The following is a 20,744-nucleotide window of genomic DNA, read 5'->3' on the forward strand; positions in this document are numbered from 1 at the left end:
GCAGGCGTCGTACAGCCGTCGTGGGCGCGGCATTGGGCCGCAGGCGTCGTATTCCGACTTCAGAGAAGGGGCTTGAACGTGAAGGCGAGGAACAGGCCCGGTGCCGTCCTCCTGGCGGGCGGCGCCCTGGTCGCACTGCTGGCTCCGGGCGTCGCGGTCGCCCAGGACGGGGAGGCGTTCCCGCGTGAGGTGTCCGGCGGCTACGCGAGCTGGGCGACGGCCGCCACGGCACTCACCGACCACGGCGTGTCCCTCAACGCCGGTCAAGACGCCCAGGGTTCGGCGAACCGGGCCTGGTTCCCGGCCGCCGGCGGAGGAGCCGACCCCCGTACGGGCGACGCGGAGGTCGAGTTCGACGGCACCGTCCGCCTCGTCCGGTCCGCCGACCCCGCCCACCCCCTCCTCCTCGACGCCCTGCGCCTGAGCCTGGCGGACGACGGCGGCACGTTGCACGCCCGCGCGGAAGTCGACGGCGAGGAGCGCGAGGTGACCCTCGCCGGCGTGGAGACGGGCGGCGTCGCACCCGCCGTACGTGCGGGCGGGGTGACCTGGACCGGCCTGCGCGCCTTCCTCACCGCCGACGGCGCCCGGCTGCTGTCCGCCTGGAGCGGGCGGGAGTTCGCCTCGGGGGACGCGCTGGGCCTGCTCGACGTGACCGTGGGCACGGGGGAAGGAGCGTCACCGGTGCCGGCGTCACCGGTGCCCGCGCCACCCGAAGGCGACGTGGGCCGAAGCGAGGCGACCCGGCCCGCCCCGAGCACCTCCGCCCCCGGCGACCGGCTCGCCGACGCCTCGGCACCCACCGCGGCCGTCGTCCGCCCGACCCTGACCGCGGGCGGCCAACAGGAGGTCACCGGCGCCGGGTTCGCGCCGGGCGCGGTGGTGCTCGTCGCGATCGACGGCGACACCCGCTACCAGGTGGTCGCGGACGACGCGGGGCGGATCAGCCGGACCTTCCCGGTGTACGCCGGTGCCGCGGAGGGCGAGCACACAGCCGGGCTGTACACCGTGACCGGCGAACGGACCAGCGCCGTGGCGCGGTTCGGGGTGCGGGCCGCGGACTGACCGGCGCGTTACCGGACTCTCCGATCGAGGAGCGGGCCTGGACGCGGCCCGCTCCTCGGCATGCCCAAATCCCTTGCGCCCAACGGTGTTTGGACTTCTTTCCCGCCCGTTGACAAGAGCAGCAAGATCCGGCTTAGGTTAGCCTTACCTAACCGAATAGAAGGGTGATCGCACACATGAGATCCGTCCTCTCCGCCCGCACCGGCATCGCCGTCGCCGCCTCCGCCGCACTGACGCTGGGCCTGGCCGGCTCGGCCTCCGCCGCCACCTCGACCCGTACCGTCGTCGACGGCAGCACCACCTACGACCTGTCGGTGACCGCCCCGGACACCGCCGCCGCGGCGGGCCAGGTCATCAACGTCACCGGCTCCGGCTTCAACACCGGCCAGGGCATCTACGTCGGCCTGTGCGTGGTCAACGGCGCGCCGGGCGAGAACAAGCCGACCCCGTGCCTGGGCGGCCAGGACGAGAACGGCTCGACCGGTGCCTCGCACTGGGTGAACAACACCTTCGGCGGCATGTTCGCCAACAGCTCCAAGTTCGGCTCCGGCACCTTCAACGTCCAGATCTACGTCAAGGCCACGCTCGACGACGGCAGCGTCTGCGGCCAGGACGTCGACTGCGCCATCGTCACCCGCGCGGACCACTTCGACACCAACGACCGCAAGTACGACGTGCACGTCCCGATCAGCTTCCAGTAAGCGCTCACAGCTCCGAGTGGTCCACGGGCCGGCCGTCCGGCCGGCCCGTTCCGGCACGGCCAGTCCACACCCCCGATCACCTTCCCATAGGACCTCCCCGTGACAGACGACTCAACCGAGCGGCAGCAGCAGGAGAGACCGGCCAGACTCCGTCTCGGACGCCCCGCAGCACTCCTGGGCGCCGCTGCCCTGATGGCCGCCGGAGTCACCGCCGTGACCGTCGGCTCGCCCGCCCAGGCCGCCGACACCCCGAAGACGGCGCTCGGCAAGGACGGCCAGAAGCTCACCGTCTCCGCCTCCGCCAACCTCGACCCGGACGGCGAGACGCTGCACGTCACCGGCGAGGCCTACGACGACACCAAGGGCATCTACGTCGCCGTGTGCAAGGACAACGGCGACAACCGCATCCCCACTCCCTGCCTCGGCGGCGCCGACCAGAGCGGCAACAGCGGCTCCTCGGTCTGGATCATCCCCAGGGACGCCTTGGACGAGGGCGCGGGCACGATCGCCGAACGGTGGGGCGAGGGCGGCACCTTCGACGTCGAGCTGAACGTCAAGGCCAAGGACAGCGGCCTCGACTGCCTCGAGGTCGCCTGCTCGGTCGTCACCCGGGTCGACCACAACGGCACCGGCGACCGCTCCCAGGACGTCCGCATCCCGATCACCTTCGAGGGCCAGGACCCGGGTGACGGAGACGGCGACGGCGTGGACGTCCCCCCGGGTACCGTCAGCTACGTCCGGTCGGCCGAGTTCACCACCGCCGGCCGGCCTCTGGACCTTCTGCTGCACCCCGATTCCGGGAAGCTGTACGTCGGTTCGGACAACATCCCCGACACCTCCGACGTGGCCGAGCAGGGCCTGTACGTCCTGGACCCCAAGGACGGCAGGGTCCTCAGCCGCATCACGCAGGCTCCCGATGCGAACGGCGCGATGGCAGCCCGTGTGGTCCGCCGGATCGCCGCCCCGCTCGCCGGTGACGGCGTGGTCTTCCACTACCCGCTGCGCGGCATCGGCACCGCCAAGGACGGCGACACGGTCGCGCAGGGCGTCTGGTTCAACGGTGCGTCGTTCACCGGCATCGGTCAGGACGCCGACACCTCCACCGTTCTGGTCGCGGCGGGCCCTGAGCTGCGCCGCGTCGAGATCGCCACCGGTACCGTCAAGGACACGGTCACGCTCGAGGGCGGCAACCAGCTCGGCGTGGACGCCGCGCACGGCGCCGCCTGGTCCGTCGGCACTGCCGAGGGCAAGCCGGTGCTGCGCCGCGTCGACACCGGTACCTTCGAGGTGACTGCGACGGCCGAACTTCCCGCCGACTCCGTCTTCTTCGTCGAGCCGGACCCGGCCACCGGCAACGTCTGGGTGGGCAGCGGGACTTCGGTGCTCGTCCTCGACAAGGACGGCAAGCTGCTGACCACCCTGACGGGTGCGGACCGGCCCACGGCGGCGGCCTTCGACAAGACCACCGGGCGGGCCTTCGTGCTGCGCGAGGACCTCTCCGGCAGCACCTCGGACAAGAACGGCTCCCTCCAGATCCTCGATGCCGCGACCTTCCAGCAGGCGGCCGAGCCGGTCGCCCTGCCGGGCAGCCTCGCGGGCGCCTACGCGGGCGTCGCCGTCGCCCCCGGCGCCACGTCCGTCCACCTCACCAACCAGGCGGAGAGCAAGGTCGTCAAGCTCGACCTCCGCATGTCCCCCAAGGTCACCCAGTCTCCGACCGACCAGTCCGTCGCCCCCGGCGACGAGGTCACGTTCGTCGCGGTGGCCGAGGGCACCCCGGAGCCGACGGTGCGCTGGCAGGTCAGCCCGGACGGCGGCCAGACCTGGTCCACGATCGAGGGTGCGACCGAGAACGCGTACTCCTTCACCGCCAAGGCGGGACAGGACGGCCACGAGTACCGCGCCGAGTTCAGGAACTCGGCGGGCGCGACCCGCACTTCGCCGATCATGCTGACCGTCGGCGAGTCCGGCGGTGACGGCGGCGGTACCGGGGGCGGCGGCGAGGACACCGAACCGTCGGGCACCAAGACCGTCTCCGGCCCCGAGGGCCAGAAGCTCACCGTCACCCCGGTCAACAGCCTCGCCACCGAGGACCAGAAACTCACCGTCACCGGCTCCGGCTACGACGTCGACAAGGGCATCTACGTCGCCCTGTGCGTCGACAACGGCGACGGCGAGCTGCCCACGCCGTGCATCGGCGGCGTCGACATGACCGGCGCCTCCCACTCCTCGGCGTGGATCTCCTCCAACCCGCCGGACTACGGCGAGGGCCTGGCGATCCCGTACGGCGACGGCGGCACCTTCGAGGTCGAGCTCACGGTGGACGCCAAGGACGAGTTCACCGACTGCTTCAAGGCGAAGTGCGTCCTCGCCACCCGCGCCGACCACACCCTGTCCGGCGACCGCTCCCAGGACGTCAAGGTCCCGGTCAGCTTCGTCGGCCAGGACCCGGTGGACACCGACGACGACGCCGGCGGCACGGGCGGCACCGGATCCGGCGGCGCCTCGGGCGGTGGCACCTCGGACGGCGGCACCACCACCGGGGGGACGGGCACCGGCTCCACCTCGGGCGGCACCGGTACGACCACGACCTCCGGCGGCAGCCTCGCCTCCACCGGGGTCACCGTCGGCACCGCCGCCGCGCTGGCCGCGCTGCTCACGGCGACGGGCTGGTACGTCCACCGGCGCGGCCGGACCAGGGCTCTGGCCGACGCGGACTGACGGACTGACCGCACGAGGGGCTCCCCGCATCCGCCGGGAGCCCCTCGGACGTGACGCGAGCGGGGGCAGCCCGTGCCGACCGGTCAACGGGCGGTCCGCTCGCGCCGATCGACGAGCCGGGTGACGAAGCGGCGGCCGACTCGCCCGCGGAGGGCGTACCGCCGCCGCCCGGTCAGGCGGTACGCCGGCCGGCTCCCCGGCAGACCGCGGACAGCAAGGACCCGATGGCGACGCCGATCGCGAGGCGGACGACGCCGGTGCCCACCTTGGCCTCGGTGCTCACCGACGAGGTGAAGGGCAGCAGCACCACTGCCGCCGTGATCAGGACGACGATCCACGCGAAGAACCGTCGCGCCTGCGCGGTGCTCAGCATGAGCAGGTGCAGTACGGCCGTCGCCGCCAGCGCGACCACCGCCGAACCGGCGGCCAGCAGCCCCGCCGAGGCGTCCCCCAGCGCGCCGTGGCCGTCGGGCGCGAGCACCGGGAAGCCCAGGACCCCTCGGACCAGCAGCACGGAGAACACGGCGGTGAGTCCGGCGATCGCGGCGGTCATGACCCCGCCGGCCCACAAGCGGGAGGCGTCGACCCGCGGCCCCGGCGGTCGGGCGCCCGGAGCGGGATCACCTCCGCTCTCCTTCGGCGTCTGTGGCGACGTCTGTGGCGGCATCTGAGGCTGGCCCAAGGGCTGGTTCGGCGGCTGCACGATCGGACTCCTCGGTCTGGACGGTGCGACATCCGTACCCCCGGACCGTTGTGCCGCTGCCGGACGCTGGCCCGTTCGGGGCAGGGACCGCCGCGGAAGCGTGCAGGGGAGCTTGACGGCCGGTATGTTACCGGTAACATTCATCCTCGTCGCAGAGCCGCCTCCGCCCACGCCGCCATGGGCCCTTCCCTGGAGTCCGCGTGACCGAGCCAACGACCGGACCGCCCCGCGCGGGCGCCCGCAGCGTCCCCGCGGCCCCCGTCTTCAGCCCGCTTGCCGTCGTCGCGTCCTGCGTGGGCTTCATGCTCATCGGGGCGCTCCAGGCCCTGTACGGGCCCGCGATCCCGGCGTTCCGACGGGAGTTCGGGCTGTCGCCGTCCGCCGCCGGCATGGGGCTCAGCGCCCACTTCGTCGGCGGTGTCGCCGGGGTGCTGCTCTTCGACCGCCTCTACGGGCGCATCGGCAACCGGCAGCTCCTCGGCAGCTCGTACCTCCTGATGGCCGCCGGCGCGGCAGGCGTCGCCCTGGCCCCCACCTGGCCGGCTGCACTGGCCGCGGCGCTGCTCGCCGGGCTCGGCTTCGGCGGCATCGACTACGGCCTGAACCAGCTCTTCGCCACCGGCTTCGGCCACCGGTCGACCGCGATGCTCAACGTCCTCAACGCCCACTTCGGCGTCGGCGCCATCCTCGGCCCGGCCCTCGTCGGCGCGGTCGGCGCCGACCGGTACCCGGCCGTCTTCCTCGGCTTCGCGCTGGCCAACCTGCCGCTGCTGCTGTGCCTGAAGGGCGTACGCGACCGATCGCCCCGGCCCGACGGCGGGGCCGGGGAATCAGGTCCCGTCCTCGCCCGGAGCCTGGGCTCGGTGCTGGCCGTGTTCGTCACGCTCTACGTCCTGCACGTCGGCATCGAGGCCGGCGTCGGCGGCTGGGAACCCACCCACCTGGAGAGCGTGGGGTACGGCGCCGGAGCCGCCGCGACCGCCACCTCGGTGTACTGGCTGATGATGACGGTCGGCCGGTTCCTGGTCGTGCCGATCGCGCTGCGCTGCTCCGCCCAGACCATCGTCACCGTCTCCTGCGCGGGAATGACGGTCTGTCTGCTGCTGGCCGGGGTGCCGGAGCTCGCCCCCTACGCATACGCGGGTGTCGGCCTGTTCATCGCGCCGATCTTCCCGACCGGACTGCCCTGGCTCAACCGGGCCGCCCCGCAGGCCCGTCGGGCGGGCGCGATCGTCATCGCCGCCTCCATGGTGGGCGGCGTCGCGGCCGGCCCGGCGCTCGGCAAGGCCATCGAACTGTCCGGCACGGGTGCGGTCCCGCTCCTGCTCAGCGGTGTCTCCGCCCTGTGCCTGGCCGCCACCCTCTGGCTGATCCGCACCACGCGCCCGTCCTGACCCGCTCCAGCTGAAGGGAAGTCCCGCATGCCCGCCCTGACCACCACGCCCGACGGTTTCCTGCTGCACGGCGAGCCGTTCCGGATCGTCTCCGGAGCGATGCACTACTTCCGGATCCACCCCGGCCAGTGGGCCGACCGGCTGCGCAAGGCCCGGCTGATGGGCCTCAACACGGTGGAGACATACGTGCCGTGGAACCTCCACCAGCCCGACCCCGACGGCCCCCTCGTCCTCGACGGCATCCTCGACCTGCCGCGCTACCTGAGCCTGGCCCGCGCGGAGGGCCTCCACGTGCTGCTGCGCCCCGGCCCCTTCATCTGCGCCGAGTGGGACGGCGGCGGGCTGCCCTCGTGGCTCACCACCGACCCCGACATCCGGCTGCGCAGCAGCGACCCGCGCTTCACGGACGCCTGGGACCGCTACCTCGACCTGCTGCTGCCCCCGCTGCTCCCGCACATGGCGGCCGCCGGCGGCCCGGTGATCGCCGTGCAGGTGGAGAACGAGTACGGCGCCTACGGCGACGACACCACGTACCTGAAGCACCTGCACCAGTCCCTGCGTTCGCGCGGCATCGAGGAATTGCTCTTCACCTGCGAGCAGACCGACCCCGAACACCTGGCCGCCGGTTCGCTGCCCGGCACGCTGGTCACCGGCACCTTCGGCAGCAAGGCCGACCAGAACCTGACCCGGCTCCGCGCCCACCAGCCCGAAGGGCCCCTGATGTGCGCGGAGTTCTGGATCGGCTGGTTCGACCACTGGGGCGAACCGCACCACGTCCGCGCCGCGGCCGACGCCGCGGCCGACCTCGAACGGCTGCTGTCGGCCGGCGCGTCGGTCAACATCTACATGTTCCACGGCGGCACCAACTTCGGCTTCACCAACGGCGCCAACCACGACCACGCCTACGCCCCGATCGTCACGTCGTACGACTACGACGCCCCACTGACGGAGTCCGGTGACCCCGGCCCGAAGTACCACGCCTTCCGCGAGGTGATCGCCCGCCACGCTCCCGTCCCCGACGAGCCCGCTCCGGCCCCGAGCCGGAAACTCGCCCCCACCGTGGTGGAGTTGGACCGGCAGGCGCCGCTGCTGCCGCACGCGGCGAGGCAGGCCGAGCGGCCCGTGCGCACCGAGAGCCCGCTCACCCTGGACGAGCTCGGGCTGCGGTCGGGATACGCGCTGTACCGCACCACCGTCCCCGCCGCCGGCGACGGAGTGCTGCACTTCGCGGGCGGCGTGGGTGACCGGGCCCAGGTCTTCCTGGACGGCGCCCCCGTCGGCGTACTGGAACGCGAACGCCACGACGAGACCCTGCCCGTGCGCGTCCCGCGCGCCGGGGCCACGCTGGACGTCCTCGTGGAGAACATGGGCGGCGTCAATTACGGCCCCCGCATCGGCGCTCCCAAGGGCCTGCTCGGCGCCGTCACCTTCAACGGCACGGCGCTGCACGGCTGGGACTGCCTCCCGCTGCCCCTGAACGACCTGAGCGGACTGACCTTCGAGGCCGGCACTGCCGCCGGACCCGCATTCCACCACGGCACCTTCGAGGTGACCGAACCGGCCGACACCTTCCTGGCGCTGCCCGGCTGGACCAAGGGCCAGGCCTGGATCAACGGCTTCCACCTCGGCCGCTACTGGAACCGCGGCCCCCAACGCACCCTGTACGTTCCCGCGCCCGTCCTGCGCCCCGGCAGCAATGACCTCGTCCTGCTCGAACTGCACGCCACCACCAGCCCGCGCGCCCAGCTCACCGACACCCCCGATCTCGGACCGGAGCAGCGCTGACCACCCGACCGCACCGCCTGCGCGTCCCCCCCCCCGCCCGGCGCGCCACCGCGGACCGGCCAGCTGCCGCTCGCCGACGAGACCGTCACGAGTCGGACCTGGCCCGTCACCACGGGCTGACGCCCTGGAGCCGGCCGCCCGGCCTATCCTGTGGATCCGCCGGGCGGGAAAGGACCGCCGGGGAACGAGGCCGAAGGAAGCACCGCCCGCCATGACCCGAAGCACCGCCGACGGCCCCGCTCCCAGGGGGCGCAGCCGCCGCAGCTTCGCCGGGGCGCGCCCCGTGATGGACGACGTGGCCCGGCTGGCCGGCGTGTCCAAGCAGACCGTGTCCCGGGTGCTCAACGACCATCCTGCCGTACGCCCCGAGACCCGGGCCGCGGTGCTGGACGCCATGCGTGCGCTCGGCTACCGGCCCAGCCGCAGCGCCCGCTCCCTGGCCAGCGGACGCACCCGCATGGTCGGCGTGATCTCCTTCGACGCCGCCCGCTACGGACCCGCCTCCATCCTGACCGCCATCAACACCGCGGCGCAGGGCGCCGGTTACCTGGTCAGCTCCATCGCCCTCGACACCGCCGAACGCGACACGGTGGTGAGGGCCGTGGACACGCTCTCGGCCGAGGGCGCGGACGGCGTGATCGCCATCGCCCCCCAGCGCCGGGTCGGCACGGCGCTGGCCGAGGCCCGCATCGACACCCCCATGGTGGTGCTGGAGAACGACCTCGGCGGACGTACCCCCCTGATCACCGCAGACTCCTGGGCCGGCGCCCGCGCGGCCACCGGCCACCTCCTGCGCCTCGGCCACACCACCGTCCACCACATCGCCGGGCCCACCGGCTGGACCTCCGCCGACGTCCGCACGGACAGCTGGCGCGAGACCCTGACCGCCGCCGGCGCCGAGGTCCCCGACGCCCTCATCGGCGACTGGAGCGCCGACTCCGGATACGAACTGGGCCGCCGACTGGCCCGACGCCCCGACGTCACCGCGGTGTTCGCCTCCAACGACCAGATGGCCCTCGGTTTGCTGCGCGCCCTGCACGAGGCCGGACGCAGGGTGCCCGACGACGTCAGCGTGGTCGGCTACGACGACATCCCCGAGGCCGCCCACCTGCTGCCGCCGCTGACCACCGTGCGCACCGACTTCGCCGAGATCGGCAGCCGCGCCCTGCGCCTCCTCCTGGACCGCATCGACGGCATCGACGAACCCCGCGTCGAGCCCGTCGTACCCGTCGAACTCATCGTCCGCCGCAGCACGGGACCGGCACCTGCCCACTGACCCACGGCGTGGCTGTCAGCTGGGTACAGGTTCGGCCCGGACCGGCGCATGCCCCGGTGAGGATCCTCACGCCTGGGTTACAAAAGACTCAACCTCTGGTACCAGCGGGGTGATGCGGTGACGATGGGGCCATGACTCTGGCCCAGCGCGCCCTGGAGCAACTGGCAGCCTGGCCCGACCTCACGGCGGGACCGGCCAGTTGCGGGACAGGGCGGGCAATCAGCTCCGCCCACAGCGAGATCGCCCACTTCCACTCGGGCCACGACGTGGATCTGCATCTCACCCGCCGGGCCATCGGACGTTTCGCCGAGGACCTCAGGGAGTCCACGGCCATCCGCCTGGTGCCCGGCTCCCGGTGGGTCACCGTCCACCTCGACTGCGACGGGGACCTCGACCTGCTGCTGAGCCTGGTGAGCGTCGCCCTCCAGGCCCACCAGGACCTGCCCCCGGCGGAGCTCGCACCCGCCGGCGGCTGCAACTTCCACCGGGTCGCGGTGCTGCCCCGCGACCCGGCCGGAGTGGCACCCCCCGTGCCGTAGGCCCGAGGCGTCCCCTCGTCCGCGGCGTGCTCCGCCCCGCCCGGCCCGGCCCCGGGAGACACTGCTGGGGGACGGTGCCGGGATCCTCGTACGAGATCCCGGCGAGCCGCCTGCTGCGGGAGGAGTACCGACGTGACGGGCTGGACCTGGGAGTACGAGGGCTACGAGGCCGCGGACGAGCGACTGCGGGAGTCGCTGTGCACGCTGGGCAACGGCTACTTCGCCACCCGTGGCGCCCTGCCGGAGTGCGCCGCGGATGATGTGCACTACCCGGGGACGTATGTGGCGGGGTGCTACAACCGGCTCACCTCCGATGTGGCCGGCCGCATGGTCGAGAACGAGGACATGGTCAACGTGCCCAACTGGCTGCCGTTGCGCTTCCGCCTGCGCGGCCGCCCCTGGCTCACCCCCGACACCGCGACCGTGCTCGAACACCGCATGGTGCTGCACCTGTCCTCGGGCGTGCTGGAGCGCCTGACCCGATACGCGTTCGGCAACGGGCGGGCGCTGACCGTGCGGCAGCAGCGGCTGGTGCACATGGCCGACCCGCACCTGGCCGCACTGCGCACCGAGTTCACCGCCGACGGCTTCTCCGGCGAACTCCACGTCGAGGCCGCCCTCGACGGTGGTGTCAGCAACGCCGGAGTGCCGCGCTACCGGGACCTGGACGGCCGCCACCTGACGCACCAGCAATCCGGAACCGCCGAACACGACACGGTCTGGCTGCGCTGCCGCACCCGCACCTCCGACATCCGCATCGGCATGGCCTCCCGCCTCACCGCCGACGCGCCCGTCTCGATCCGGCACGCCCGCACGCGCACCACCCAGCGGACCCGGCTGCAGCTGGCGCCCGGCCGCACCGCCACCGTCGACAAGACCGTCGCCCTGCACACCTCCCGCGACCCGGCCATCAGCGACCCGCTGCACGCCGCCGTCGGCCGGGTCGGCCGGGCCCCCGGCTTCGACGACCTGCTCCGCTCCCACCGCACCGCCTGGGCCCAGCTGTGGCGCCGCGCCGACCTCGACGTCCCCGGTGAGGCGGGCCGCATCCTGCGGCTGCACCTCTTCCACGTCCTGCAGACGCTCTCCCCCCACACCGCCGACCTCGACGTCGGTGTGCCCGCCCGTGGACTGCACGGCGAGGCCTACCGCGGCCATGTCTTCTGGGACGAGCTGTTCGTCCTGCCCTACCTCAACCTGCACTTCCCCGAGGTCTCCCGCGCCCTCCTGCGCTACCGCCACCGCCGCCTCGAACAGGCCTGCACCGCCGCCCGCGACGTGGGCCGCAGGGGCGCGATGTACCCCTGGCAGAGCGGCAGCGACGGCCGGGAGGAGACCCAGGAACTGCACCTCAACCCGCGCTCGGGCCGCTGGCTGCCGGACCACTCCCGGCTTCAGTACCACGTCGGTTCGGCGATCGCGTACAACGTGTGGGAGTACTGCGAGGCGAGCGGCGACATCGAGTTCCTGCACACCAAGGCCGCCGAGATGCTCCTCCAGATCGCCCGCTTCTGGGCGGACGCGGCCGGCTACGACGAGGTACTCGGACGGCACCGCATCAGGGGCGTGGTAGGGCCCGACGAGTACCACGACGCCTACCCCGGCGCACAGCAGCCCGGACTCGACGACAACGCCTACACCAACGTCACCGCCTCCTGGGTGCTCAGCCGCACCCTGGAGCTGCTGCACGGCCTGCCCGAACCGCGGCGCCGCGAACTCGCCGAGCGCACCGGGCTCGACGACGACGAACTCGAGCGGTGGGAGGAGGTGTCCCGCACCCTCCACGTGCCGTTCCACGAGGGTGTCATCAGCCAGTTCGACGGCTACGGCGATCTCGCCGAACTCGACTGGCACCGCTACCGGCAGGAGTACGGCGACATCCGGCGGCTGGACCGGATCCTGGAGGCCGAGGGCGACACGGTCAACCGCTACCAGGCCTCCAAGCAGGCCGACGTCCTGATGCTCGGCTACCTGTTCTCACCGGCGGAACTGCAGGGAATGTTCCGCCGGTTGGGGCTGCGGCTGGACGAGGACATCTGGCACCGCACCGTCGACTACTACCTGCACCGCACCAGCCACGGTTCCACCCTCAGCGGCCTCGTGCACGGCTGGATCCTGGCCCGCGCCCGGCGCGCCGAGGCCTGGCAGTTCTGCCAGGAGGCCCTGCGCGGCGACATCGCCGACGTGCAGGGCGGCACCACCGGCGAGGGCATCCACCTGGGCGCGATGGCCGGCACCCTCGACCTGGTCCAGCGCGGACTGACCGGCCTGGAGACCCGCGGCGGCGCGCTGTGGCTCGACCCCGTCCCACTGCCCGAGCTGTCCTCCTACGGCTTCAATCTGCGCTACCAGGGCAACTGGGGAGTACGGGTGCGGCTCCGGCACGGCCAGCTGGAGATCACCGTGCCCTCCTCCGACACGTCCCCGGTCGACGTACGGCTGCCGGACCGCGCGGTACGCCTCGAGCCGGGCGAGACGGGCCGGCTGATGCTCCCGGAGTGAGCGACGGCCGCCCTCGAGTTCCAGGCGCCCGCCGAGGACGTCCCCGGCCGCCTGTCCTGGACCGCGAAACAGGACGGCACGCCCGAGGAACGGCTCGACGGACTCGTCCGCGCCGCCTCGGCCGCTGAAATCCCGCAGACCCGGGTGCACCCGACGCGCGGGACGCACCCGGGCGGTGGCATCGTCGGACCCGGGCCGGACCCGATCGCGTCCACCCCAGCAACAACCACCGCACCGCAGAGCGACAGGAAGTTGACGTCATGACCGACACGCTCACCGTGAGCGTCCTGGGCACCGGGATCATGGGCGCCGCCATGGCCCGCAACCTGGCCAAGGCCGGACACACCGTCCGCGTCTGGAACCGCACCCCCGACAAGGCCGCACCGCTGGCCGCCGACGGAGCGCACGTCGCGGCCACCCCCGCCGAGGCCGTCCAGGGCGCCGACGTCGTCCTGACGATGCTGTACGACGGCGCCGCCGCCCTGGAGGTCATGGAGGAGGCGGCCCCGGCACTGCGTCCCGGCACCGCGTGGGTGCAGTCGACCACCGCCGGTATCGGGGCGATCGGCGACCTGGCCGCCTTCGCCCGCGACCACGAGCTGGTCTTCTACGACGCCCCGGTGCTCGGCACCCGCCAGCCCGCCGAGGCCGGACAGCTGCTGGTCCTCGCGGCGGGGCCGAGCGAGAGCCGGGAGACGGTCACGCCGGTCTTCGACGCCGTCGGCGCCCGGACCGTGTGGACCGGTGACGACGGGGCGGCCGGCACCGCCACCCGCCTCAAGCTGGTCGCCAACAGCTGGGTCATCGCCGCCACCAACGCGGTCGGCGAGGTCCTGGCCCTGTCGAAGGTGCTCGACGTGAACCCGCAGAGCTTCTTCGACGCCATCGACGGCGGCCCGCTCGACATGGGCTATCTGCGGGTCAAGGCGGGGCTGATCCTGGACGACCGGCTGTCCCCGGCCCAGTTCGCGGTCGCGACCGCCGCGAAGGACGCCCGTCTCATCGTCGAGGCGGGGGAGCAGCACGGCATCCGCCTGGACGTGGCCGCTGCAAGCGCCGAACGCCTCACCCGCGCCGCCGCCCAGGGACACGGCGACGAGGACATGGCTGCCGCCTACTTCGCCAGCTTCGACGAGGAACACTCCTCCTGACGGCCGGACCATCCCGGAAAACAGCACGTCACTGAGAGGTTCAGATGTCCAAACCGCCCCTGCCGCCCGAGGCCGACGCCCTGCTGCGCCGCGCCAACCCCTGCGTCATGGCCACCCTGCGCTCCGACGGCACGCCGGTCTCCACGCCCACCTGGTACGTGTGGGACGACGGCCGGGTGCTGATCAGCCTGGACGAGGGCCGCGTCCGCCTGCAGCACCTGCGCCGCGACCCGCGGGTGACCCTGACCGTCCTCGACAAGGACAACTGGTACACGCACGTGACCCTCATCGGCCGCGCGACCGAGCTGAAGGAGGACGAGGGACTGGCCGACATCGACCGCCTCTCCCGGCACTACACGGGCAGTCCCTACCCGGACCGGGTCCGCGCCCGGGTCAGCGCCTGGATCGAGGTCGACCGTTGGCACGGCTGGGGCGCGCTGAAGGACAGCGAACAGGCGTCCCCGTGACGACCGCCCCTCCGGGTGGGCGGCGGGCGTAGGCTCCGAGGCATGCGGATCTCCGTCTCCTCCGACATGGACGAACCCGTGGCCCGTCTGCTGGTCACGGAACTGCGCGGGCGCGGCCACGAGGTGCGCACGCACAGGGCGTTGCGCGCCGGCGACGACCCACAGTGGGCGGCGTGCTCGGCGGCGGCCGCGCAGGACGTGGCCGACGGGACGTCGGACCATGCGGTCGTGTGCTGCTGGACCGGCACGGGCGCCTCGATCGCCGCGAACAAGGTGCCCGGTGTACGGGCCGCCCTGTGCACGGACGCCTACACGGCCGACGGCGCCCGCCGCTGGAACGACGCCAACGTGCTGGCGTTGAGCCTGCGGCTGACCTCGGAGCCGCTGCTGAAGGAGATCCTCGACGCCTGGTTCGCCGGCGAGCCCAGCGAGGACGCCGACGACCGGGAGAACGTGGCCCGCATCGGACGGATGGACGACCGCGGGGCCGGCCGCTGACGGCCCGGCCCCCGGTGCCCTACGTGCGGTCGCCCTTCGGCTTGCCGCGCTGGTCGGGTGTGCCGTGCGGCGGTGGGCCGAACGGCTCGGGCGAGGTCGCGGGCGACACCGGGGAGCCGGTGTGGCCTTCGCCCTGCTCGGGACGCAGGGCCGCCGGGTCGCCGGACGTCGGCTCGGCGCCCGCCTTCAACTGCTCGAGGCGTGCGGTCAGCAGTTCGTTCACCGGCACACGATCGGCGTGCGTCCGCTCGTAGGCGATGAGTTCCTCCACCTCCTCGGCGGTCAGTGAACGCACCCGGGCTTCCAGCCCGCCGATCGGCAGATGGTCGTAGTCGGGCAGCGGTAGGGTGCTGCGGCCGGGGTCGGCCATGATCTCCCCCTCCTCGGGACGTCTGCCTTCGTGCGTCGGCCGCGGCTCAGTGCGCTCCGAGACCTCCTCCGCCGAAGGATCCGCTGCTGCCTCGGCTCCAGCGGCGCCGTTCCTTCGACGCGCTCGGCCGGGTCTGCATGTTGCTCAGCTCGTACGGGGTGAGCGGGCGACCGCCCTTGGGGATCCTGGGGACCTCGTCGGGCTCGCGGTTCTCCCGGATCTCGTGGACCGGGCCCTCCGGCGGCAGATGTGGCTGCTCCTCGGGGCGTGGGCGCGGGGGCTCGCGCAGCTTGATCCGGTTGCCGTACCAGAAGCTGCCCGCCAGCAGCGCCAGGACGGCGACAGCGATCACGAACAGCGCGAGACTGAGCAGGCCGCTCGGCGCGGCGATCTGCATCGATGCGTTACTCATATCGGACGAATACCCCCTAAAGTGGCGGCCAACCGGCTCACTGTGAGCGGGCGGCGCGGGTCTGCGAACGATTGGCCTTGCGGATCGCGTCCAGCAGTTCCCCCTTCGTCATCCGGGAGCGGCCCTCGACGCCGAGTCGCTGGGCGACGTCGTAGAGGTGCTCCTTGGAGGCGTTCTCGTCGACGCCTTCGCCGCTGCGACCACCGCGCTGCCGTGGCCGGGCCGACTGCGGATCCGAAGGACCCTTGCGGCCGCCCTCCTTGCGCTCCCAGTGGTCGCCGACCTTCTCGTACATGTGCTTCAGGGCGCCGTAGGCCACTCGGTGTGCCCGCTCGCCCTCGCCGTACTGCTCGACCGCCGAGTCGTGCGCCTTGATCCAGGTGCGCTGGGCGTCCTCGGAGGAGCGCTCCAGGGTCGAGGGCAGTTCCTCTCGTCCGGGCATCTGTGCCACCTCCCGGTCGTCCGTGCTCGGGTACGACGGGTTCCCGCGGGTGGGGGCGGAAAACGGACCCGCGTCCCGCGCCGGGTTTGGTGCGGTGTGTCACGGCTACCCGCGACATGTGACGACATCGCAGCAGGAGCTCTTCCGTTTCCTGGAGGACCGCTTCGCCTGCGCGCAGGCGTGCACGGAGTGTGCTCGGGTGTGCGCGCTGCGCGCGAGCCTGGTCGATCCGGATGGAACCGAGGAGCAGGAACTCGTACGACGTCAAGGGATCATGTGCGCGGAGGTGTGCGACGCGACCTGCCGGGTGCTGGCCGAGCAGAACCTCGTCGAAGAAGCCGGGATACGCACCCAGCTGGAGTGGTGCCGGGCTCAGTGCCTGGAGTCCGCCCGCGTCTTCGACGGCCGGCCGGGCGCCGAGGACGCCTCGGCGGCCTGCCGCGCCTGCGCCCGGGCCTGCACGGACTTCCTGAACACGCTGGGGTGAGGTGAGCTTCGAAGACTGCACGGTCCACCGCCATTCCCAATTTCTGAAACAGGTTCTACCGTGTGCGCCGTCAGGACCGGCCTTGGGGAGCCTGGAGGCGCCGTGCATCTCGACTACACGCCCGAGCAGCAGCGGCTGCGCACCGAACTGCGCGCCTACTTCGCCGAGCTGGTGCCGGACAACGCCCACCTGAGGCACGCCGACCGGACCGCGCAGAAGCGGTTCTACCGCGAGACCGTCCGACGCCTGGGCGCGGACGGCTGGCTCGGTGTGGGTTGGCCCAAGGAGTACGGCGGGCGTGGGCTGACCCCGACGGAGCAGTTCGTCTTCTTCGACGAGGCCGCGCAGGCGGGCGTGCCGCTGCCGCTGATGGCGCTGAACACCGTCGGCCCGACGATCATGCAGTACGGCACGGAGGAGCAGAAGGCGTACTTCCTGCCTCGGATCCTCTCCGGCGAGATCGACTTCGCGATCGGCTACAGCGAGCCCGACGCGGGCACCGACCTGGCCTCCCTGAAGACACGGGCAGTGCGGGAGGGCGAGGAGTATGTCGTCAACGGACACAAGATCTGGACCACCAACGGCGACACCGCCGACTGGGTGTGGCTGGCCGTGCGCACCGACCCGAACGCCCCAGCGCACCGGGGCATCACCATGCTCCTGGTGCCGACCACCGACCCCGGCTACTCCTGCACCGTCATCCACACCCTCGCCGGGCACGACACCACGGCCAGCTACTACGAGAACATCCGCGTCCCCGTCTCCCACCGGGTCGGCGAGGAGAACCAGGGCTGGCGGCTGATCACCAACCAGCTCAACCACGAACGCGTCACCCTGGCCGCGCACGGCACCATGGCCATCCGCGCCCTGCACGACGTCCGGCGCTGGGTCCGGCGGACCAAACTCACCGACGGCCGCCGGGTGATCGACCTGCCCTGGGTACGCCGCCGGCTGGCGCAGACCCACACCCGCCTGGACGCCCTGAAACTCCTCAACTGGCAGATGGTCAGCGCCCTCCAGCACGGCACCCTCACCCCGCAGGACGCCTCCGCCGCCAAGGTGTACGGCTCCGAGGCCCGTCGCGACGCCTACGCCTGGCTCATGGAGATCGTGGGCGCCACGGGAGCCCTCCAGGAGGGCTCGGCCGGCGCGGTCCTCCACGGCGAACTGGAGCGCGGCTACCGCTCCGCCGTCATCTTCACCTTCGGCGGCGGCAACAACGAGATCCAGCGGGAGATCATCTCGTGGATCGGCCTGGGGATGCCGCGGGTACGGCGTTAGCCTGCTGCGATCACGATCTTCAGTTGGCACAAAACAGGGGTACTTGGCGCCAGGATCACCGTCAGTCCGCAGCGGTGGCGGCATCATTCGACGCATGAGGCGCGGGCCAGGTGTACCCGGCCAGGACGAGACTCTGCGACCAGAGCAGTCCGCCGACGATCTTTGACGGCGATCACCGCCATCATCTCCTGGCCGTCCTCGCCGGGTCGCTTCTCATCCAGCATCCCGTGCCCTTGACGCGGGCGCCTGGCCCGGCTGTGCGAGGAAGGGTGACCGACCGGCATCTTCCCTGGTCGGCCGCCTTTCGCCGTAACCCTTTTCGGGGGGCGCAGCAGACCGGCCCTTGCCTCCTCGTCCGACGCCTGATCCGCAGCTGTTGGGGAGACCGTGAGTCACCGCGCAGGCCGGGCCCGGCCTCGAATCGGCAGAGCAGCGGCCTTGACAGGAGGTCGCAAGTCGGGCTTCCTTAGACGCGTTGCGTATTACGATACTGTTGTGCAATTCGCAACCGATCTGGTCTCCGGTGGCGGCTCCCCGTACGGCGGGCCGCGATGCCCGGCGATGGAATGGCTCTGATTCCCCTACACCGCGGAGTAGCGCTTCAGATGACTCGCAAGGCACCTGCTGAGGATCCCGGCGACGCCCGTCTGCGGGTCGGCCCCCCGAAGGAGTACGCCGCCGGCATCCCAGCGGTCACCTCCTCGCTCCGGCACGCCGGCGAGCAGATGGGGGCCCGCCGCAGCATGCTCACTCTCCTCCAGGTCAACCAGAAAGAGGGCTTCGACTGCCCCGGTTGCGCCTGGCCCGAGCCGGAACGCCGGCACCGAGCGGAGTTCTGCGAGAACGGGGCCAAGGCCGTGGCCGAGGAGGCCACCCTCCGCCGGGTCACCCCGGATTTCTTCGCCGAGCACACCCTCGAGGATCTCTTGCCCCGCACCGACTACTGGCTCGGGCAGCAGGGACGCCTCACCCACCCCATGTACCGCCCGGCCGACAGCGACCGCTACCGACCGATCTCCTGGGACGACGCGTTCGCCGTGATCGCCCGCGAACTCGCCGCACTCGATCACCCGGACCAGGCCGCCTTCTACACCTCCGGACGGGCGAGCAACGAGGCCGCGTTCGTCTATCAGCTCTTCGTCCGGATGCTCGGCACCAACAACCTGCCGGACTGCTCCAACATGTGCCACGAGTCCAGCGGTTCGGCCCTGACGGAGACCATCGGCATCGGCAAGGGCAGCGTCAGCCTGGACGACCTCTACGAGGCCGACCTCATCCTCCTCGTCGGCCAGAACCCCGGCACCAACCACCCCCGCATGCTCTCCGCACTGGAACAGGCCAAGCGTCGGGGCGCTCGCGTCATCGCGGTCAACCCCCTCCCCGAGGCCGGGCTGCTCCGGTTCAAGAACCCCCAGCGCCCCTCTGGCATCGTCGGTGGCGGCACCCGGTTGGCGGACCAGTTCCTGCAGATCAGGCTGGGCGGAGACCAGGCGCTGTTCCAGGCCTTCAACCGCATGCTGCTGGAGGCGGAGCACGAAGCACCCGGCACCTGCCTGGACACGTCTTTCATCGACCAGTACACGCATGGCTTCCAGGAATTCGCCGAGCACGCCCGCAAGGCGTCGTGGGACGACATCCTGAAAGCCACGGGCCTGCCCGAGGAAGAGATCCGGGCCGCGTTCCGCCAGGTGCTGGCCGCCGAGAAGATCGTCGTCTGCTGGGCGATGGGACTCACCCAGCACCGCCACTCGGTACCCACCATCCGAGACGTCGTCAACTTCCTTCTGCTGCGCGGCAACATCGGCCGCCCGGGCGCCGGCCTCTGCCCGGTACGCGGCCATTCCAACGTGCAGGGCGACCGGACGATGGGCATCTACGAGAAGCCGGACGACACGTTCCTGGACAGGCTTGGCGCCGAGTTCGCCTTCACACCCCCGCGGCACCACGGGCACGACGCGGTCGACAGCATCCGCGCCATGCGCGACGGTGACGTACGGGTCTTCGTCGCGCTGGGCGGCAACTTCGTCGCCGCGGCCCCCGACACCGAGCTGACCGAGCAGGCGTTGCGCAGTTGCCGCCTCACCGTGCAGATCTCGACCAAGCTCAATCGATCACATGTCATCGCCGGGGAGCAGGCACTCATCCTCCCGTGTCTCGGCCGAACCGAGGCCGACCTGCGGCCGACCGGCCCCCAACTGGTCACGGTGGAGGACTCCATGGGCATGGTGCACCTCTCGCAGGGGCGGCTGGCCCCCGCGTCCGAGCACCTGCTGAGCGAGGTTGCGATCATCTGTCGGATGGCACGGGCCGCCCTTGGGGAAGCAGGCCCGCAGGTGCCGTGGGACGACTTCGAGTCGGATTACGACCGCATCCGCGACCGCATCGAACGCGTGATCCCTGGCTTCGAGGACTTCAACGCCCGGGTACGGCAGCCGGGCGGCTTCGCCCTGCCCCACCCGCCCCGCGACGAGCGACGGTTCACCACCGCCACCGGCCTGGCCAACTTCACCGTCAACCTGCTGGAGAGCCCCCATGTCCCGCCGGGCCGGCTGCTGCTGCAGACGCTCCGCTCCCACGACCAGTACAACACCACCATCTACGGCCTGGACGACCGCTACCGCGGCGTCCACCAGGGCCGCCGGGTCCTCTTCCTGCACCCCGACGACCTCACCGAGCGAGGTCTGGCCGATGGGGACCTCGTCGACATCGTCAGTGAGTACGGGGACGGTGTGGAGCGGAGGGCGCCGGCCTTCCGGACAGTGCCGTACCCGACGCCCCGCGGATGCTGCGCCGCTTACTTCCCCGAGACCAACGTCCTGGTACCCCTGGACTCCACCGCAGCCATCAGCAACACCCCCACGTCGAAGTCGATCGTCGTTCGGTTGGAACCGGTCTTCGCCGGAGCGGACGCGAGTGCTTGACTTCGATGAGCAGAGCCGAGCCGAGCCGA

Annotated in this window: 17 protein-coding genes and 1 pseudogene; 14 read left to right on the plus strand and 4 right to left on the minus strand. The window is 71.9% G+C overall.

Annotated features, from left to right (window positions below):
• The first annotated feature begins 78 nt into the window (after nt 1–78).
• The 3 genes from ACKTSN_RS43785 (at nt 79) to ACKTSN_RS43795 (ending at nt 4,487) form a co-directional block, all read left to right on the plus strand.
• Nucleotides 79–1,065: an HtaA domain-containing protein gene (locus tag ACKTSN_RS43785; protein WP_409474135.1), complete on the plus strand. Its 987-nt coding sequence runs from the start codon at nt 79–81 to the stop codon at nt 1,063–1,065.
• A gap of 176 nt (nt 1,066–1,241) precedes the next feature.
• Complete coding sequence (locus tag ACKTSN_RS43790) at nt 1,242–1,766, plus strand: hypothetical protein (RefSeq protein ID WP_409474136.1); 525 nt, start codon at nt 1,242–1,244, stop codon at nt 1,764–1,766.
• A gap of 99 nt (nt 1,767–1,865) precedes the next feature.
• Nucleotides 1,866–4,487, plus strand: a complete 2,622-nt coding sequence (locus ACKTSN_RS43795; RefSeq protein WP_409474137.1) for an immunoglobulin domain-containing protein — start codon at nt 1,866–1,868, stop codon at nt 4,485–4,487.
• Nucleotides 4,488–4,659: 172 nt separating this feature from the next.
• Here the strand turns inward: ACKTSN_RS43795 and ACKTSN_RS43800 are convergent, their stop codons facing one another.
• Nucleotides 4,660–5,334, minus strand: coding sequence for a DUF6069 family protein (locus ACKTSN_RS43800; RefSeq protein ID WP_409474138.1), 675 nt, complete (start codon nt 5,332–5,334; stop codon nt 4,660–4,662).
• A gap of 158 nt (nt 5,335–5,492) precedes the next feature.
• On the opposite strand from ACKTSN_RS43800, the gene ACKTSN_RS43805 reads away from it, so the two are divergent.
• The 8 genes and pseudogenes from ACKTSN_RS43805 to ACKTSN_RS43840 all read left to right on the plus strand — a co-directional run bounded on the left by ACKTSN_RS43805 (nt 5,493) and on the right by ACKTSN_RS43840 (nt 14,802).
• A complete protein-coding gene (locus tag ACKTSN_RS43805; protein WP_409475075.1) occupies nt 5,493–6,584 on the plus strand; it encodes an MFS transporter in 1,092 nt (363 codons plus the stop codon).
• 27 nt (nt 6,585–6,611) lie between these two features.
• A complete protein-coding gene (locus tag ACKTSN_RS43810; RefSeq protein ID WP_409474139.1) occupies nt 6,612–8,369 on the plus strand; it encodes a glycoside hydrolase family 35 protein in 1,758 nt (585 codons plus the stop codon).
• Between the two features lie 211 nt (nt 8,370–8,580).
• Nucleotides 8,581–9,645 carry a LacI family DNA-binding transcriptional regulator gene (locus tag ACKTSN_RS43815; RefSeq protein ID WP_409474140.1) on the plus strand — a complete coding sequence of 355 codons (1,065 nt, stop codon included), beginning with the start codon at nt 8,581–8,583 and terminating at the stop codon, nt 9,643–9,645.
• Nucleotides 9,646–9,776: 131 nt separating this feature from the next.
• Nucleotides 9,777–10,184: a luciferase family protein gene (locus tag ACKTSN_RS43820; RefSeq protein ID WP_409474141.1), complete on the plus strand. Its 408-nt coding sequence runs from the start codon at nt 9,777–9,779 to the stop codon at nt 10,182–10,184.
• A gap of 132 nt (nt 10,185–10,316) precedes the next feature.
• Nucleotides 10,317–12,686, plus strand: coding sequence for a glycoside hydrolase family 65 protein (locus tag ACKTSN_RS43825; RefSeq protein WP_409474142.1), 2,370 nt, complete (start codon nt 10,317–10,319; stop codon nt 12,684–12,686).
• 191 nt (nt 12,687–12,877) lie between these two features.
• Nucleotides 12,878–13,837 (plus strand): annotated as a pseudogene (locus ACKTSN_RS43830) (NAD(P)-dependent oxidoreductase); the annotation flags it as partial.
• Between the two features lie 44 nt (nt 13,838–13,881).
• Nucleotides 13,882–14,304 (plus strand): PPOX class F420-dependent oxidoreductase, encoded by a 423-nt coding sequence (locus tag ACKTSN_RS43835; RefSeq protein ID WP_409474143.1) that lies wholly within the window; start codon nt 13,882–13,884, stop codon nt 14,302–14,304.
• A 42-nt stretch (nt 14,305–14,346) separates the two neighbouring features.
• Nucleotides 14,347–14,802, plus strand: a complete 456-nt coding sequence (locus tag ACKTSN_RS43840) for an RpiB/LacA/LacB family sugar-phosphate isomerase (RefSeq protein WP_409474144.1) — start codon at nt 14,347–14,349, stop codon at nt 14,800–14,802.
• Nucleotides 14,803–14,821: 19 nt separating this feature from the next.
• Here ACKTSN_RS43840 and ACKTSN_RS43845 read toward each other — a convergent pair whose 3' ends face one another.
• Genes ACKTSN_RS43845 through ACKTSN_RS43855 form a run of 3 tightly spaced genes read right to left on the minus strand, consistent with a single transcriptional unit; the run spans nt 14,822 to nt 16,026 of the window.
• Nucleotides 14,822–15,172 (minus strand): hypothetical protein, encoded by a 351-nt coding sequence (locus ACKTSN_RS43845; protein ID WP_409474145.1) that lies wholly within the window; start codon nt 15,170–15,172, stop codon nt 14,822–14,824.
• Between the two features lie 46 nt (nt 15,173–15,218).
• Nucleotides 15,219–15,584, minus strand: coding sequence for a DUF6479 family protein (locus tag ACKTSN_RS43850; protein ID WP_385515422.1), 366 nt, complete (start codon nt 15,582–15,584; stop codon nt 15,219–15,221).
• Between the two features lie 37 nt (nt 15,585–15,621).
• Complete coding sequence (locus ACKTSN_RS43855; RefSeq protein ID WP_409474146.1) at nt 15,622–16,026, minus strand: ChaB family protein; 405 nt, start codon at nt 16,024–16,026, stop codon at nt 15,622–15,624.
• Nucleotides 16,027–16,144: 118 nt separating this feature from the next.
• Here ACKTSN_RS43855 and ACKTSN_RS43860 point away from each other — a divergent pair, with 118 nt between their 5' ends.
• The 3 genes from ACKTSN_RS43860 to ACKTSN_RS43870 all read left to right on the plus strand — a co-directional run bounded on the left by ACKTSN_RS43860 (nt 16,145) and on the right by ACKTSN_RS43870 (nt 20,715).
• Nucleotides 16,145–16,513 (plus strand): ferredoxin, encoded by a 369-nt coding sequence (locus ACKTSN_RS43860; RefSeq protein ID WP_224736355.1) that lies wholly within the window; start codon nt 16,145–16,147, stop codon nt 16,511–16,513.
• A gap of 102 nt (nt 16,514–16,615) precedes the next feature.
• Nucleotides 16,616–17,794, plus strand: coding sequence for an acyl-CoA dehydrogenase family protein (locus ACKTSN_RS43865; protein ID WP_409474147.1), 1,179 nt, complete (start codon nt 16,616–16,618; stop codon nt 17,792–17,794).
• 605 nt (nt 17,795–18,399) lie between these two features.
• A complete protein-coding gene (locus ACKTSN_RS43870; RefSeq protein WP_409474148.1) occupies nt 18,400–20,715 on the plus strand; it encodes an FdhF/YdeP family oxidoreductase in 2,316 nt (771 codons plus the stop codon).
• Nucleotides 20,716–20,744: the final 29 nt, after the last annotated feature.

The organism is Streptomyces flavusporus (assembly GCF_046267975.1).
Taxonomy (GTDB): Bacteria; Actinomycetota; Actinomycetes; order Streptomycetales; family Streptomycetaceae; genus Streptomyces; species Streptomyces flavusporus.